Below are 15,760 nucleotides of genomic sequence, written 5' to 3' on the forward strand. Positions count from 1 at the left end.
CCCAGCGATCGTCACGGCCTCGACGACTGTCGTGCTTCCGATAAACTGCCCACTTGTGTCGAACATCCGCCACACCCCGCAGGCCCCCACCCGCGCCCAGGTCCTGGCCGCAGGCGAGCGCATCGACGCGCACCGGCACGACGACCACCAGATCGTCTACGCGGGCTCCGGCGTCCTCGCCGTCACCACCGACGCCGGCACCTGGTTCGCCCCCGGCACCCGCGCCCTGTGGGTGCCCGCCGGGACCGTCCACGCGCATCGCGCGTACGGCCACCTCGACCTGCACCTGGTCGGCCTGCCCGCCGGCGACAACCCGCTCGGCCTGGACGCCCCGAGCGTCCTCGCCGTCAGCCCCCTCCTGCGGGAGCTGATCCGCGCCTACACCCGCGCCCCCGAGGACACGAGCCCCGAACGCGTCCGGCTGCTCGCCGTCCTCCGCGACCAGCTGCGCGCCTCGCCGCACGCGCCGACGCGGCTGCCCACCCCGGCCGACCCCCGGCTGGCCGCGGTCTGCGCACTCGTCCACGCCGACCCGGCCGACCAGCGCACCCTCGCCGCCCTCGGCGCCGCGACCGGCGTCGGCGAACGCACCCTCAGCCGCCTCTTCCGCCGCGAGTTCGGCATGACCTTCCCCCAGTGGCGCACCCAGTCCCGCCTCTACCACGCCCTGCGCATGCTGGCCGACGGCACCGCCGTCACCACGGTCGCCCACCGCTGCGGCTGGTCCTCCGCCAGCGCGTTCATCGACGTGTTCCGCAAGGCGTACGGGTACACACCCGGCCGCCACCAGGGGCGAGTTGGGGAGAGCCCGGCGCGGGACCCCGCCGCCGGGCCCCCGCCTACCCTCCAGTAATGTCGGGGTCCAGGTCATCAGAGGAGGAACCGTGCCCCGGTCCGAACGCTCACCCCTGCTGCTGGCGGGCCTGCTGGCCGGCATGGGAGCAGCCCACCTCGCCGTGCCGCGCCCGTTCGACGCGATCGTCCCGCGGGCGCTGCCGGGCTCGCCCAGGGCCTGGACGTACGCCAGCGGCGTCGCCGAACTCGCGCTGGCGGCCGGAGTGGCGTGGCCGCGGACCCGGAAGCCGGCCGCGCTGGCCACGGCCGCGTTCTTCGTCGGCGTCTTTCCCGCCAACGTCAAGATGGCCTGGGACTGGCGGCACCGCCCCACCCCGCTCAAGGCCGCCGCCGTCGGCCGGCTTCCCCTGCAGGTGCCCCTCGTGCTGTGGGCCCGCAGCGTCGCCGACCGCACCACCACCACCGCGAACATCATGGAGGGACGGGCATGACCAAGGCTCTGGAGACCGGCGACCTCGTCGAGGACTTCGCGCTGCCGGACGAGACCGGCACGGTGCGCAGCCTCACCGAACTGCTCGCCGACGGACCGGTGGTCCTTTTCTTCTACCCCGCCGCCCTCACCGCCGGCTGCACCGCCGAGGCCTGCCACTTCCGTGACCTGGCGGCCGAGTTCGCCGCCGTCGGCGCCCGGCCGGTCGGGATCAGCGGGGACGCCGTCGACCGTCAGCAGGAGTTCGCCGGCCGGCACAACCTCGGCATGTCGCTGCTGTCGGACGTGGACGGGTCGGTGCGGGAACGGTTCGGCGTGAAGCGCGGCTTCTCCCTGGCCCCCACCAAGCGGGTCACCTTCGTCATAGGGCGGGATCGCACCGTCCTGGAGGTCGTGCGCAGCGAGCTGCGGATGAACACCCACGCCGACCGCGCCCTCGACGTGCTGCGGACGCACCGGGCCTGACCGGCGGGAGCCGGGCCGCACCGGCCCGACCGGTCCGGCGCGGTTGATGCACCGGGCCAAAGGGACCATTCTGGACGACATGGACGACATGGAGCATGTCGTCGCTGCGGCGGTCGTCGATGCTCGCGGCATCGTGACGGGCTGGAGCGAGGGTGCCCGTCTGCTGACGGGCCATGCGGCCCAGGAGGCCGTGGGGCGGGCCGCGGTCGACCTGCTCGCCGAGAAACTGCCACGACGCGCCGACGGCGAGTGGACCGGCCCCGTCGTCGTGCGCCACCGCGACGGCCACCCCGTCGCCCTCGCCGTCACGGCCTGCCCGATACTCGGCCCCGAAGGCGGCCCCACCGGCTGGACGCTCACCGCCGAACGGCCCGCAGCCCCGGAGCCCACCCTCGCCGGACGCGCCTTCCAGCAGGCGTCCATGTCCATGTCCGTCTTCGACCCCCGGCAGCGCTACCTGCGCCTCAACGAGGTCGCCTGCAAGGTCATGGGCGTCTCCGAGGACGTTCTGCTCGGCCGCTACTTCCCGGAGACCGTCGAGGAGGCCGAGCACAGCAAGGGCTTCAACTGGCACCTCCGCCATGTCGCCGAGACCGGCCGCCCGATCCGCTACGAGAGCTGGACCGGCGCGCCCTCCCTCAACCGGGAGCACGCCTGGACCACCGAGATGTGGCCCGTGCGGGACGCCTTCGGGGAGGTCGCCGGCGTCGCCCTGGCGGCCTTCGACAGCACCGAACAGTACCTGGCCCGCCAGCGCCTGGCCCTGCTCAACGAGGCGGCGGCCTCCATCGGCACCACCCTCGACGTGGTGCGCACCGCCGAGGAGGTCATCGAACTGCTCGTGCCGAACTTCGCCGACTTCGCCAGCGTGGACCTCCTCGAATGGGTCCTCGGCGCGGACGAGCCGCCCCCGGTGCCCGACGGCGAGATCGTGCTGCGCCGCGTCGCCCACGGCTCCGGCCGGGACGGCACCCCCGAGGCCGCGGTCCACCTCGGCGACACCGACAGCCATCCGCCGTTCAGCCCGCCCGCCCGCGCCCTGCGGGAAGGGCACGCGATCCGCAGCCGGGCCGGCGAGCCCGACTTCATGCGCTGGCTCGCCGAACGCGACGCGCGCGCCCCCGAGGGCCGCCGCTTCCGGCGCGGCGTCCACTCGATGATCTCCGTGCCGCTGCGGGCCCGTGGCACCGTCCTCGGCGTCCTGGTCGGCATCCGCGTCGCCCACCCCGACGACTACGAGGCCGACGACGCCGTCTTCGCCGAGGAGCTCGCCAGCCGGGCCGCCGTCTGCATCGACAACGCCCGCCGCTTCGCCCGCGAGCGCACCACGGCGCTCGCCCTCCAGAACAGCCTGCTGCCCCGCGGCCTGTCCGGACAGGCCGCCGTCGACGTGGCCCACCGCTATCTGCCCAGCGGCTCCACGGCGGGCATCGGCGGCGACTGGTTCGACGTCATCCCGCTCTCCGGCAGCCGGGTCGCCCTCGTCGTCGGCGACGTCGTCGGACACGGCATCCCCTCCTCGGCGACCATGGGACGGCTCTGCATGGCCGTGCGCACCCTCGCCGACGTGGACCTGCCGCCCGACGAACTCCTCACCCACCTCGACGACCTCGTCACCCATCTGGCGGCCTACGACGAGGGCGGCGACAGCGGCGAGGAGGTCGCCGAACTCGGGGCGACCTGCCTCTACGCGGTCTACGACCCCGTCAGCCGCCGCCTCACCGCCGCCGCGGCCGGTCACCCGGCGCCGGCCGTCGTCCTGCCCGACGGCACGACCCGACTGGTCGGCATGACCCCCGGACCGCCGCTCGGCGTCGGCGGACTGCCCTTCGAGGCCGTCGAGCTGGAACTGCCCGAGGGATCGGTCCTCGCCCTCTACACGGACGGCCTCATCGAGGGCCGCGACCGCGACGTCGACCGCGCCACCGGCGAACTGTGCAGCGCCCTGACCGCACCCGCCGCCACCCTCGACGCCCTGTGCGACACCGTCCTCAAGGCGGTCCTGCCGGAGGAGCCCGGCGACGACGTCGCGCTGCTGCTCGCCCGCACCCGCGCCCTCGGCGCCGACCAGGTCGCCACCTGGGACGTCACCCCTGACCCCGCCCACGTGGCCGCCACCCGACAGGCCGCCACCGAGCAACTCGCCGCCTGGGGCCTGGAGGAGGCCGCGTTCGTCACCGAACTCGTCGTCAGCGAACTCGTCACCAACGCCATCCGCTACGGCGCGGCCCCCATCCAGCTCCGCCTGATCCGCGATCGCACCCTCATCTGCGAGGTGTCCGACGGCAGTTCCACCTCCCCCCATCTGCGCCGCGCCCACGCCTTCGACGAGGGCGGGCGCGGCCTGCTGCTCGTCGCGCAGCTCACCCAGCGCTGGGGCAGCCGGCAGACCGGCCGGGGCAAGACGATCTGGGCGGAGCAGACGCTGGAACCCGAGTGAGCCGACGGCGTGAGCGCTCAGAACTCCTCGTGCGCCTCGGGGTCGCCGCCCAGACGCCGGTGCGCCCGCGCCGCGATCGCCGCCATCTGGGCCGGACCGAGCTCGAAGCCGAAGACGTCGAGGTTGGCGCGCCGGCGCTCCGGGCTGGACGACTTCGGGATGGGCACCGCACCGAGCTGGACATGCCAGCGCAGCACGACCTGGCCGGGGGTCACGCCCAGCGCCTCGGAGACCGAGACCACGGCCGGATCCTGCAGCAGCGCCGAACCACGGCCCAGCGGGCTCCAGCTCTCCGTGCGGACGCCCTTGGCCTCGTGGAAGGCGCGCAGCTCGTCCTGCGGGAACAGCGGATGCAGCTCGATCTGGTTGACGGACGGCAGGACGCCGGTCTCCTTCTCCAGCCGCTCGATGTGCCCGGCGGTGAAGTTGGAGACGCCGATGGACCGGACCAGGCCCTCCTCGCGGAGCTTGATCATGGCGCGCCAGGAGTCGACGAACTTGTCGACCCGGGGGAGCGGCCAGTGGATCAGATACAGGTCCACGTATTCGAGACCGAGCCGCCGCCGGGACTCCTCGAAGGACGTGAGGGTCTCCTCGTACCCGTGATGGCGGCCGGGCAGCTTCGTGGTCACCACGAGCTCCTCGCGCGCCACCCCGCCCCGGGCCACGCCCAGGCCGACCCCGGTCTCGTTGCGGTAGTTCGTCGCCGTGTCGACGAGTCGATATCCGAGGCCGAGCGCCTCGGCCACCGCCTGCTCCGCCTCCGCGTCGTCCATCGGCCAGGTGCCCAGCCCCAGGGCCGGGAGCCGCGTACCGTCGTTGAGCGTGTGCTGCGGGATGTTGATCACCGTGCGGCCTTCCCTCGACTGTGTCGTCCCTCCAGCCTCGGGGACGGAGGGCGGATTGATCAACCGGACACCCGGGCAGGGGTGGGTTCGGACGAGCCACGACGAGCGGAGCGCGCATGACGACGGACTTCGACAGCCGGGCGACGGAGTCGGCCGGAGTGGAGGTGAGACCGGTCGCCGGGCACATAGGCGCCGAGATCGGCGGCGTCGACCTGGCCGCCGGCCTCGACGACGCCCAGGTCGCCGCGATCAGGGCTGCGGTGCTGCGCTGGAAGGTGGTGTTCTTCCGCGGCCAGCGCCTCGACCACACGGGGCAGGTGGCGTTCGCCCGACGGTTCGGCGAACCCGTCGTCCCGCGCAGGCGCGGCAGCGCCTCGCCGCCGGACTTCCCGGAGATCGAGACCACCGCCGACCGGCTGGAACTGGGCGGGAAGTTCGGCATGGAGCACGAGGAGTGGCTCCGGCGCCGTCGGCACACCCTGCTGCGCGGCTGGCACTGCGACCACGGCGCCCGCATCGACCCGCCGGCCGCGACGATTCTGCGCGCCGAGACCGTGCCGCCCTACGGCGGCGACACGACCTGGTCCAACCTGGCCGCCGCGTACGCCGGACTCTCCGCGCCGGTACGGGAGTTCGTGGCCGGGCTGCGCGCCGAGCACCGGCTCGGCGTCGGCTACCAGCCCCGCCCCGGCGACGACGCCTACCTCCGCCACCTCCTCGACCACCAGGTCGCCTCGGTGCACCCGCTGGTGCGCGTCCACCCGGAGACGGGCGAGCGGGTGCTGTACGTCAACGGCTACTACGTCGAGCAGATCACCGACCTCTCGCGGGCGGAGAGCCGGGCGATCCTGGACATGCTGCTGGAGGAGGCGACCCGCCCCGAGTACACGGTCCGCTTCCGCTGGGAGCCGGGCAGCGTGGCCTTCTGGGACAACCGGGCCACCATCCACCTCGCCCCCGGCGACAACGCCCACCTGAACTTCCCGCGCACCATGCACCGGGTGATGCTCACCGGCGACGTGCCCGTAGGCGTGGACGGCAGGCCGTCGGAGCCGGTGACGGGGACCGAGCCCGGCCGCTGGTGACCTCAGGCGCTCGGCCGCCGGCCGAGCGCCGGGCCGAGCTTCGTCGCCATGTCGGTGAGGATCTGCACGTAGTCCTCGTGCTCGAAGGTGAACGGCAGCGCGAAGGCGACCTCGTCGATCTCCCGGAACGCGGCGTGCGCGTGCAGACGTTCGGCGATCTCGGCCGAGGTGCCCACCAGGTCCGGTGCGAACAGCAGCCGTGCCGGACCCTGCGGGGAGGCGGTGCGCGGGAGCCGCTTCGCGGCGAACTCCTCGTACTTCGCGCGCTGTTCGGGCGAGGCGGAGTCGGTGGGGATGACCACGAGGCCCTGGGAGACCCGGGCGGCCTCGCCGTCGGGGTGCGCGGCGCGGAAGGCGCGGACGTGCGAGAGCTGGATCTGCGCGAAGTCCCTCGCGTCGTCCGGCCCTTCGGCCTTGACGACGCTGCTCGTGAGGAAGTTCATGCCGTGCTCGCCGGCCCACCGCGCGGAGCCGAGACTGCCCCCGCCGTACCAGAGGCGGCGGCCCAGGCCGGGGGAGTGCGGCTGGACCCGGTCGGAGAACACCTCGAAGCCCTCGACCCCGCTGAAGTCGGTCGCGGACTTGCCCCGCACGAGATCGAGCAGCCGTCGCACCCGCTCGTAGCTGAAGTCCTCCGCGTCGGCCGTGTCCGGGTACAGGGCCTCCTTGACCTGGTCGTAGTGCATCGGCGGGCCCACGCTCACCCCCGGATTGAGCCGGCCCCCGGAGAGGACGTCGACCGTCGCCAGGTCCTCCGCGAGGCGCAGCGGGTTCTCCCAGCCCAGCGGGACGACCGCGGTGCCGAGCTCGATACGGCGGGTGCGCTGCGAGGCCGCCGCCAGGACGGCGACGGGGGAGGAGATGCCGTACTGCAGATGGCGGTGGCGCAGCCACGCGCTGTCGAAGCCCAGCCGCTCGCCCAGCTCGATGATCTCCAGCGTGGTCTCATGGCCCCGGGCCGGGTCGTCCCCGTCGAACAGCCCGATGGTGAGGAAGCCCAGCTTGCGCAACGGGCGTGAGATCGGTGACAAGAGCTCCTCCATGGTGCGCGGCACGTACGGTCGTACAAGTCGTACAAGTCGTACGGGCCGCACGGCATTCCCCCGCGTCGTCCCAGGTGGCGTCAGCCCAGCGGGATGGTGACCTCGTCCTCGACCGGCGGGTTCAGCTCCTGCGCGAGGTTGCCGGTGGCCGCGAAGCAGCGCAGCCGGACCGACTCCGGTGAGACGTCCAGGCGCAGGAAGCACTTGAAGAACGGCGGGCTGTACGTGGCCGAGCTCGGCGAGAAGAGCTGGGTGTAGATCTTGCGCACGGGCAGCCGGAACCGCTTGCGGCGGTCCGGGCGGCTCCCGGTGCCCAGCAGGCCGGCGACGAGCCGGATCCGCCGCGTCAGCCTCACCTCCGGACCCGGGGTGCGGGTCGCCGGGATGCCCAGCCGCTCGGCGACGACGGCCTGGCCCTGCGCCTCGGTGAGGGCGAAGAAGCGGCGCAGCCGCAGCCGGCGGCCGTAGAGCCGGCTGTAGAAGGCCAGGGAGTCGCCGCGCAGCGGATAGCAGCGGAAGTCCTCCTCCGTCACACCGGCGACGGACACCCGTGGGATGGTGTGCGTGGCGTGCATGAACGCGCCCCCGCCGCCCGAGACGACGTACTGGAGGGTCCGGCCGTCCGCCAGCCGCACCGGGTAGCGCTGGTAGTTGTGGATGTCGCCGCCGATCGCCGCCACGTAGTGGTGCTCGGGCGCGCTGACGATGTCGTCGACGGTGCCGCCCCCGTCGATGGGGCACGGGTGGTGCTCGCCGTCGACGTACAGCGGCGAGCCGGTGATCAGGATCTTCGGCCGCGGCCCCCGGGACACCTCGCGCAGCCATGCGCCCTGTTCGGCGTCGAGGGAGCCCAGGAGCCCGGTGTCGATGCCTATGATCCGCACCGGTCCGGTGTCGATCGCCCAGTACGGCCCGGGCTGCACGGCCTGTTGACCCGTGCCCGACCGCAACTTCCGTGCCTCGGCGAGACGTCGGCCGTCCTGCGGGCTCGGCCGGTGCCACAGCCACGAGCGCAGCCGGGCGCGGCTCAGCAGACGCGGCGCGGGCTCGGCGGGCAGGGCGGGGGCGTCGTCGCAGAAGACCCGCATGAACGCGCCGAGGTCCTCGTACCAGTCGTGGTTGCCCGGTATCGCGTATATGGGGGCCTGGTAGTCGCGGTACGGGCGGAAGAACTTGCTGTCGTAGTCGTCGGCACTGCCCACGGGGTAGATGGCGTCACTGGCCAGGACCGCGAAGGACGTGCCCTGACTCGCCCTCAGAAAGCCCGGCACGACGGCGTACTGGGGATCGTCGCCCTCGCCCGTGTCGCCGATGACCATGAAGGAGAAGTCATCCGGGTCGGTGCGCCGGATCACCTTGTCGGCCGGTGCGCCGGACGCCGCCCGTTGCGCGACCCACCGGCCGCGCGTACGGCCCGTCGGGTCGCCGAACCAGGAGGCGAGCACGCCGTTGCGGGCGGCCCACAGGGTCTTGGGGTTCAGCCACGAGATCTTCTCGACCCTGGCCGGCATGAGCTTCTGGTACGCGCCGCGGTCGGCGCCGCCCCAGCCGGCGCCTTCGGCGGTATCGCGTGAGGAGTCAGACACCGGTGCACCGTAGCAATCATCCCGAACATGTCAGGACTCGGGTGACCGGCCACGACGTCCGCCTCCGCCGGTGAACTGCAGCCGCACGTCGCCCTGTTGCCCGCGCCGGTCCCGGGGGCTCACCGTGGCCCGGCGCTCCACGACCGACCGGGGGCAGGCCGGCCGACCGGTTCCTCCGTCGCGGCCGCGGCCCGGCCGGCCCGGGAGGGGCGGTTCCACTCGCCGTCGCCGAGCACCAGCAGCGGGTCGAACATCACCACCACCCCGGCCAGCAGCAGGAAGACGACCGGGCCGATCAGCATCGGCAGCAGCAGCGAGGTCGCGGTGTCGCCGGACCATGTCGGGGTCGTGTCGTCGTGCACATGGACGCTGACCGCGGCCATCGCCGTGTAGTGCATCCCGGACACCGCGACGCCCATCACCAGGCTGGCGCCCAGGCTGGTGAGGAACCCGCGGACGGTGACGGCGGCCCACAGGGCGGCGGTCGCGGCGACCACCGCGATCAGCACGGAGAGCGCGACCGTGCGCGGGTCGTACGAGATGTCCCCGTTGACATGCATCGCCGCCATGCCCAGGTAGTGCATGGCGGCCACCCCGAGGCCGGTGATCACCCCGGCCAGCGACAGCGACCCGCGGCCGGCGCCCCGGTAGCCCACGATGAACACGCCGACGCCGACCACCGCGATCGCGACGGCGAGACTGAGCACGGTCAGACCGACGTGATAGCCGATCCGGGTCTCCTCCACCTGGAAGCCGATCATGGCGATGAAGTGCATCGTCCAGATGCCGCACCCGATGGACGCGGCCCCGAGCGCCAGCCAGCCGGGCTTCCATGAAGCGGTGCCGAGCAGCGTCCGCACGATGCAGCGCAGCCCGAGCGCCCCTCCCAGACAGGCCATCACGAATGCCGCCACCGGAGTGACCCACCCGTACCGAAATCCGTCGATCGTGCCTTCCACGCCAACTCCCCCCAGAGTGACGGACGTTCGTGGGGCCATGTCTACGGGCAAGAGCGAGGTGAACGCAAGCGTTTCCTGCGATTCGTGGGTCAAGTCCGGCCGACGGACCGCCGGTCGGCGGTGAGCGGCCTCCCTCGTGCGGGGGAGGCCGGAGATGGGTCACGTCGGCGATGTCCGGGGGGTGCCGCCGCGGCGAGGATCCACGGCATGGACAAAACCATCGCCTTCGCCGCCGCCCCACTCCTCGTCATCGTCTACGCGGGCCTGCGCATCCTGGACGGCCTGGACGGCGAGCGCGGTCCCGGTCCGGCCTGGACGGCCGGGCACCTCGCGTTCCTCGCCGCGCTGATCCTGTTCGTCCCGGTGTTCCTGGAACTGCGCCGACTCGCGGGCCGCGGCCCGTTCGCCACCGGCACGGCCGTCGTCGGCGTCGTCGGCACCCTCTGCTCCATGGCCCAGATCACGATCGACATCGTCGTCGGCGCGCGCGCCGACGATCACGCGGCCATGCGGGGAATGTTCGCCGACGTCCAGAGCGTCCCCGGGGTGGCCCTCGTCGTCTACACCGCGGGCCCGGCACTGCTCTTCCTCGGTCTGCTCGTCCTGTTCTGCCGACTCGCCGCGGCCCGCACCGTCCCCGTGTGGCGGGCCGTCGCGGTCGCGCTCGCCGTGCTGGTCTCCCTCCTGGGACTCGACATGCTGCCGGCCGTCGGCCTGCTGCTGTACCTCGGACTCGCACCGCTCCCCGGCCGCCGCGGCGTCTCTCCCGCCGCCGCCCGCAGCTGAACGACCGCCGCCGGACCGCCTCGTGGAAGAATCCGTCGCCATGCCCGCGCTGCCCATACCTGCCTCGCTCCGCCGTCTCGCGGGTTCGCCGTGGTCGGACGTCGCGCTCGCCGTCGTCACCGCCGTCGCCCAGTCGGCGCCCCTGCTGTTCGCGCACAGCGACAGCGGACGCCCCTGGCACTGGTGGGGGTATGTCGTGGCGGTCGGGGCGTCGCTTCCCCTGGCGCTGCTGCGGCGCGCGCCGGTGCCGGTCCTGCTGGCCTGCTCGGTGGTCTCCGGCCTCTACGACCTCGTCGACGCGGTCGCTCCGCAGCCGCTCTGGTACGGAGTCCTCATCGCGCTGTACGGGATGGCGTCCGTCTCCCCGCCCAAGGTGCGGATCCCGGTGTTCCTGGTGATGTGCGCCGTCGGCCTCGCCACGGTCGGCTCCCCGGACACAGCGACCCGCGGAATCGTCCTGTACGTCGCCGCCTACGCGCTCGGCCGGGCCTCCGCCGGCTTCCGCGCCGAGGCGGTGGTGCTGGCCGAACGCGCCGCCCGCCTCGAACGCGACCGCCGGATGGACGAGGAACGCGCCGCGGAACGCGAACGCGCCCGGATCGCCCGGGACATGCACGACGTGCTGGCCCATTCGATCAGCCTGATGGTCGTCCAGGCCGAGGCCGGTCCGGTCGTCCTGGACACCGACCCCGCCCGCGCCTCGGCCGCGTTCGGCGCGATCGCCGGCACCGGCCGCGACGCCCTGGACCAGTTGCGCTCGATGCTGGCCGTCCTCAGGGACGACGAGGACGACGGCGCAGCCGAACACGACCCGCGCGCCCCGCGGCTGACGGTCCTCGACCTGCCCGCGCTCGCCCGGCAGGTCGAGGGCGCGGGCCTTGAGGTGTCCTGCACCGCCGAGGGCGAGCCGCGTCCGATGCCCGCCGACGGCGACACCGCGGCGTACCGGATCGTGCAGGAGGCGCTGACCAACGTCGTCAAGCACGCCGGGGCCGACAGCGCCGAGGTACGGCTGCGTTGGCGGGACGACGGTCTGGAGATACGGGTCGTCGACGACGGCCGCGGCGACGGCCGTGGCGCGGGACGGGATCTTCCGTCCGGCGGGAACGGCCTGACCGGCCTTCGCGAGCGGGCGGCAGCCTGCGGCGGGAGTGCGACGGCCGGCCCCCGGGAGGACCGCCTCCCGGGATTCGAAGTGCGGGCACGGCTCCCCCTGGCCGCGCCGGAAGCGGGAGCGATGGCATGACGATCCGTGTGGTGGTGGCCGACGACCAGGAGCTGGTGCGCGCCGGATTCGCCATGATCCTGGCGGCGCAGCCCGGCATCGAGGTCGTCGCGGAGAGCGGGGACGGGTTCGAGGCGGTCGGCGCGGCCCGCGCCCACCGCCCCGACGTCGTCCTGCTCGACATCCGGATGCCGGGGATGGACGGCATCGAGGCCGCCCGGATCGTCTGCCGCGAGACGGACAGCCGGGTGATCATGCTCACCACCTGGGGGCAGGACGACTACCTCTTCGACGCGCTGTGCGCCGGCGCGAGCGGCTTCCTGCTCAAGGACGTACGGCGGGACGACCTCGTCCACGCGGTCCGCGTGGTCGCGGCCGGCGACTCGCTGCTCGCCCCCTCCGTCACCCGCACCCTGATCGCGGCCTTCACCTCGGGCGCCGCCGTGCGGCCGCCGCGGACCGAACGCCTGGACGTCCTCACCGCCCGGGAGCGCGAGACGATGCGGCTGCTCGGCGGCGGGCTGTCCAACGCGGAGATCGCCAGGGCGCTGGTGGTGAGCGAGCACACGGTGAAGACGCACGTCAGCAACGTCCTCACCAAGCTCGGCCTGCGCGACCGGGTCCAGGCCGTCATCGCCGCCTACGAGACCGGATTGGTGGTCCCCGGCCAGCGGATGGCGGAGGGCTTCTAGCAACTCTCGGCCCTCCCCGTATTCGAACACGCGTTTGAGTCGCTGGGTGGGTGGAAGAAGCCCCTACGTGCCTCCCGTTCCCCCGCCCGGACTCCCCGAGCCGCCCGATCTGCCGGCCCGGTCGGCCCGCACCGCCCGCACCGCCCGCTTCGCCCGCGGCGCCCCGCGGGACTTCACGCTCACGCCGGACGGCGAGGTCGTCCTCTTCCGGCGCGGCCGGACCGGCGACGACCCCGCGGACTGTCTTTGGGCGCTGGAGGTGGAGACCGGCGTCGAGCGACTCCTCGCCGCCCCTCGTGCGGGCGTCGACTCCTATGCGACCGACGCCGCCGCCCGCCTGATCGTCTTCACCACGGCCGGCGCCCTCTGGGTCGTGGGCTCCGAGCCCCGCCGTCCGCCCACCTCGCGCCCCGTGTCGGACCCGCGCCCCGACCCCACCGGCCGGCGCGTCGCCTACGTGCACGAGGGCGCCCTGCGCGTCGTCGAGGCGGACGGCACGGCCGACCACGCTGTCGCCGGCCACCAGCCGATCGGCACCGCGCGCACGGGGGAGGTTCTGCGCCACCAAGTGCGGTTCCTGAAGAGGCACTTGACACCCGCACTCGCCCCCGCGGACCGCTCGTCCGGACAGTGAACGCACAGGCCGCGCACAGTCCGGCCGCGGGTGACGACTCCCGCACCCTCGGGTACCGAGGGATAACCCTCGAAGCGTCCCGCTGTGGCTGACATGCCACTGTCAAGCCTGTCATTCTCCCTCCCAACTGCCGCACAGCAGCGGCACGTCACCCGCACACACTCACGGTCCCGCACAACTCAGCTCGTCCCGGACAGCACACCCGTCTGCCCGGTCTGTCACCGGCCGTACCCCGCGGCCGCCGCAGTAGGAGAACGAGTGAGACCCAACCCCCGCAAGCGGACCACGGTCGGAGCGGCCCTGCTCTCCACCGCCGCCCTCCTGGCCGTCGGCGTCTCGACGGTCCCGGCAGCCGCGAAGCCCGCAGCCCCCCACCCCAGCCCCCTGCGCGCCGACGGCCTGCCCGCCGACCTCACGCCCGCCCAGCGCACGACGCTGATCAAGAGCGCCGAGGCGAAGACGACGCAGACAGCGGACTCCCTCGGCCTCGGCGCCCAGGAGAAGCTGCTCGTCAAGGACGTCGTGAAGGACAACGACGGCACCGTGCACACGCGCTACGAGCGCACCTTCGCCGGGTTGCCCGTCCTCGGCGGCGACCTCGTCGTGCACACGCCCCCGGCCTCGCTGGCCGCCGGCACCGTCAGCACGACCTTCAACAACAACCGCCGTACCGTGTCGGTCAAGTCCACGACCGCCACGTTCAGCAAGTCGGCCGCCGAGACCAAGGCCCTGACCGCCGCCAAGGCCCTCGACGCGGAGAACCCCGCCGCGCAGAGCGCCCGCAAGGTGATCTGGGCGGGCGCGGGCACGCCGAAGCTGGCCTGGGAGACCGTGGTCAGCGGCCTCCAGGACGACGGCACGCCGAGCAAGCTGCACGTCATCACCGACGCCGCCACCGGCGCCGAGCTCTCCCGCTTCGAGGGCATCGAGACCGGCACCGGCAACAGCCAGTACAGCGGCACCGTCAGCATCGGCACCACGCTGTCCGGCTCGACGTACCAGCTGTACGACACCACGCGCGGCGGCCACAAGACGTACAGCCTCAACAACGGCACGTCGGGCACCGGAACCCTGATGACCGACACCGACGACACCTGGGGAACGGGCTCCGGCTCCAACACCCAGACCGCCGGCGTCGACGCCCACTTCGGCGCCCAGACCACCTGGGACTTCTACAAGAACACCTTCGGGCGCAGCGGCATCAAGAACGACGGCGTCGCCGCCTACAGCCGCGTCCACTACAGCTCCGCGTACGTCAACGCCTTCTGGGACGACGACTGCTTCTGCATGACCTACGGCGACGGCTCGGGCAGCACCCACGCCCTGACCTCGCTGGACGTCGCCGGGCACGAGATGACCCACGGCGTCACCTCCAACACCGCGGGCCTGAACTACACCGGTGAGTCAGGCGGCCTGAACGAGGCCACCTCCGACATCTTCGGCACCGGCGTGGAGTTCTACGCGGCGAACTCCTCCGACGTCGGTGACTACCTCATCGGCGAGAAGATCGACATCAACGGCGACGGCACCCCGCTGCGCTACATGGACGAGCCCGACAAGGACGGCGGCTCCGCCGACAGCTGGTACTCCGGCGTCGGCAACCTGGACGTCCACTACTCCTCGGGCCCGGCGAACCACATGTTCTACCTGCTCTCCGAGGGCAGCGGCAGCAAGACCATCAACGGCGTCACCTACAACAGCCCGACCTCGGACGGCGTGGCCGTCGCGGGCATCGGCCGGGCCGCCGCCCTGCAGATCTGGTACAAGGCGCTGACGACGTACATGACGTCCAGCACCAACTACGCCGGCGCCCGCACCGCCGCCCTCAGCGCGGCCACCGCGCTGTACGGCTCGAGTTCGGCCCAGTACGCCGGGGTCGGCAACGCCTTCGCCGGCATCAACGTCGGCAGCCACATCACGGTTCCGACGACCGGCGTCACGGTCACCAACCCGGGCAGCCAGTCCGCCACGGTCGGCACCGCGGTGAGCCTGCAGATCTCCGCCAGCAGCACCAACAGCGGCTCCCTGACCTACGCCGCCACCGGTCTGCCCGGGGGCCTGTCGATCAGCAGCTCGACGGGTCTGATCTCCGGCACGCCGACCACGGCCGGCTCCTCCAGCACCACCGTCACCGTGACCGACTCCACCGGCGCCACCGGCACCGCGGCCTTCACCTGGACGGTCAGCTCGACGGGCGGCGGCTCCTGCACCTCGACGCAGTTGCTGGGCAACAACGGCTTCGAGTCGGGCAACACCACGTGGACCGCGACCAGCGGAGTCATCACCAACTCCAGCAGCCAGGCGGCCCGCACCGGTTCCTACAAGGCCTGGCTCGACGGCTACGGATCGACCCACACCGACACGCTGACGCAGTCGGTGACGATCCCCAGCGGCTGCACCAACACCACGTTCACCTTCTACATCCACATCGACACGGCCGAGACCACCACCAGCACCGCGTACGACAAGCTGACGGTCACCGCCGGATCCACCACCCTGGCCACCTACTCCAACCTCAACGCGGCCACCGGCTATGTCCAGAAGTCCTTCAGCCTCGGCTCCTTCGCGGGCAGCACCGTCGCCCTGAAGTTCTCCGGCGTCGAGGACTCCTCGCTCCAGACCAGCTTCGTCATCGACGACACCGCCGTCACGACCGGCTGATCGGCTCCGCCCGAACCGCCGTCCCGCACCCGGGCTCCCTCCGGGTGCGGG

Annotated in this window: 14 protein-coding genes; 10 read left to right on the forward strand and 4 right to left on the reverse strand. The window is 72.7% G+C overall.

The annotated features are described in order from the left end of the window. Positions 1-55: 55 nt before the first annotated feature. The 4 genes from AB0J04_RS29940 to AB0J04_RS29955 all read left to right on the forward strand — a co-directional run bounded on the left by AB0J04_RS29940 (position 56) and on the right by AB0J04_RS29955 (position 4,190). Positions 56-853 (forward strand): helix-turn-helix transcriptional regulator, encoded by a 798-nt coding sequence (locus tag AB0J04_RS29940; protein ID WP_363171692.1) that lies wholly within the window; start codon positions 56-58, stop codon positions 851-853. A gap of 31 nt (positions 854-884) precedes the next feature. Next, positions 885-1,286, forward strand: coding sequence for a hypothetical protein (locus tag AB0J04_RS29945; RefSeq protein ID WP_363171693.1), 402 nt, complete (start codon positions 885-887; stop codon positions 1,284-1,286). After that, a complete protein-coding gene (locus AB0J04_RS29950; RefSeq protein WP_363171694.1) occupies positions 1,283-1,750 on the forward strand; it encodes a peroxiredoxin in 468 nt (155 codons plus the stop codon). Before AB0J04_RS29945 ends, AB0J04_RS29950 begins: the two co-directional genes overlap by 4 nt. A gap of 88 nt (positions 1,751-1,838) precedes the next feature. Next, positions 1,839-4,190: a SpoIIE family protein phosphatase gene (locus tag AB0J04_RS29955; RefSeq protein WP_363171708.1), complete on the forward strand. Its 2,352-nt coding sequence runs from the start codon at positions 1,839-1,841 to the stop codon at positions 4,188-4,190. A 17-nt stretch (positions 4,191-4,207) separates the two neighbouring features. Here the strand turns inward: AB0J04_RS29955 and AB0J04_RS29960 are convergent, their stop codons facing one another. Beyond that, a complete protein-coding gene (locus AB0J04_RS29960) occupies positions 4,208-5,038 on the reverse strand; it encodes an aldo/keto reductase (protein WP_363171695.1) in 831 nt (276 codons plus the stop codon). Between the two features lie 116 nt (positions 5,039-5,154). On the opposite strand from AB0J04_RS29960, the gene AB0J04_RS29965 reads away from it, so the two are divergent. Beyond that, a complete protein-coding gene (locus AB0J04_RS29965; protein WP_363171696.1) occupies positions 5,155-6,123 on the forward strand; it encodes a TauD/TfdA family dioxygenase in 969 nt (322 codons plus the stop codon). 2 nt (positions 6,124-6,125) lie between these two features. On the opposite strand, the gene AB0J04_RS29970 is transcribed toward AB0J04_RS29965, so the two are convergent. The 3 genes from AB0J04_RS29970 to AB0J04_RS29980 all read right to left on the reverse strand — a co-directional run bounded on the left by AB0J04_RS29970 (position 6,126) and on the right by AB0J04_RS29980 (position 9,711). Further along, complete coding sequence (locus AB0J04_RS29970; protein WP_363171698.1) at positions 6,126-7,154, reverse strand: LLM class flavin-dependent oxidoreductase; 1,029 nt, start codon at positions 7,152-7,154, stop codon at positions 6,126-6,128. A 92-nt stretch (positions 7,155-7,246) separates the two neighbouring features. Continuing rightward, positions 7,247-8,752 (reverse strand): metallophosphoesterase, encoded by a 1,506-nt coding sequence (locus AB0J04_RS29975; RefSeq protein WP_363171699.1) that lies wholly within the window; start codon positions 8,750-8,752, stop codon positions 7,247-7,249. A 119-nt stretch (positions 8,753-8,871) separates the two neighbouring features. Beyond that, complete coding sequence (locus AB0J04_RS29980; RefSeq protein ID WP_363171700.1) at positions 8,872-9,711, reverse strand: MHYT domain-containing protein; 840 nt, start codon at positions 9,709-9,711, stop codon at positions 8,872-8,874. A gap of 207 nt (positions 9,712-9,918) precedes the next feature. Here AB0J04_RS29980 and AB0J04_RS29985 point away from each other — a divergent pair, with 207 nt between their 5' ends. The 5 genes from AB0J04_RS29985 (at position 9,919) to AB0J04_RS30005 (ending at position 15,709) form a co-directional block, all read left to right on the forward strand. Further along, on the forward strand, positions 9,919-10,497 hold the full coding sequence (locus AB0J04_RS29985; RefSeq protein ID WP_363171701.1) for a hypothetical protein: 579 nt from the start codon (positions 9,919-9,921) through the stop codon (positions 10,495-10,497). A gap of 40 nt (positions 10,498-10,537) precedes the next feature. Then, a complete protein-coding gene (locus AB0J04_RS29990) occupies positions 10,538-11,743 on the forward strand; it encodes a histidine kinase (protein ID WP_363171702.1) in 1,206 nt (401 codons plus the stop codon). Next, the gene (locus AB0J04_RS29995) at positions 11,740-12,414 is read left to right on the forward strand and encodes a response regulator transcription factor (protein ID WP_363171703.1); all 675 of its coding nucleotides are present in this window, start codon (positions 11,740-11,742) and stop codon (positions 12,412-12,414) included. The genes AB0J04_RS29990 and AB0J04_RS29995 overlap by 4 nt, the downstream gene beginning before the upstream one ends. Positions 12,415-12,481: 67 nt before the next feature. Further along, positions 12,482-13,048 (forward strand): hypothetical protein, encoded by a 567-nt coding sequence (locus AB0J04_RS30000; RefSeq protein ID WP_363171704.1) that lies wholly within the window; start codon positions 12,482-12,484, stop codon positions 13,046-13,048. 258 nt (positions 13,049-13,306) lie between these two features. Further along, positions 13,307-15,709 carry a M4 family metallopeptidase gene (locus AB0J04_RS30005; RefSeq protein WP_363171705.1) on the forward strand — a complete coding sequence of 801 codons (2,403 nt, stop codon included), beginning with the start codon at positions 13,307-13,309 and terminating at the stop codon, positions 15,707-15,709. Positions 15,710-15,760 lie beyond the last annotated feature (51 nt).

This window comes from Streptomyces sp. NPDC050263, assembly GCF_040655955.1.
Lineage (GTDB): Bacteria > Actinomycetota > Actinomycetes > Streptomycetales > Streptomycetaceae > Streptomyces.

Coding starts and splice junctions, on each gene's coding strand:
- AB0J04_RS29995 (WP_363171703.1), top strand. CDS start 11,740: ATGACGATCCGTGTGGTGGTGGCCGACGACCAGGAGCTGGTGCGCGCC.
- AB0J04_RS29950 (WP_363171694.1), top strand. CDS start 1,283: ATGACCAAGGCTCTGGAGACCGGCGACCTCGTCGAGGACTTCGCGCTG.
- AB0J04_RS29985 (WP_363171701.1), top strand. CDS start 9,919: ATGGACAAAACCATCGCCTTCGCCGCCGCCCCACTCCTCGTCATCGTC.
- AB0J04_RS29955 (WP_363171708.1), top strand. CDS start 1,839: ATGGAGCATGTCGTCGCTGCGGCGGTCGTCGATGCTCGCGGCATCGTG.
- AB0J04_RS29965 (WP_363171696.1), top strand. CDS start 5,155: ATGACGACGGACTTCGACAGCCGGGCGACGGAGTCGGCCGGAGTGGAG.
- AB0J04_RS29990 (WP_363171702.1), top strand. CDS start 10,538: ATGCCCGCGCTGCCCATACCTGCCTCGCTCCGCCGTCTCGCGGGTTCG.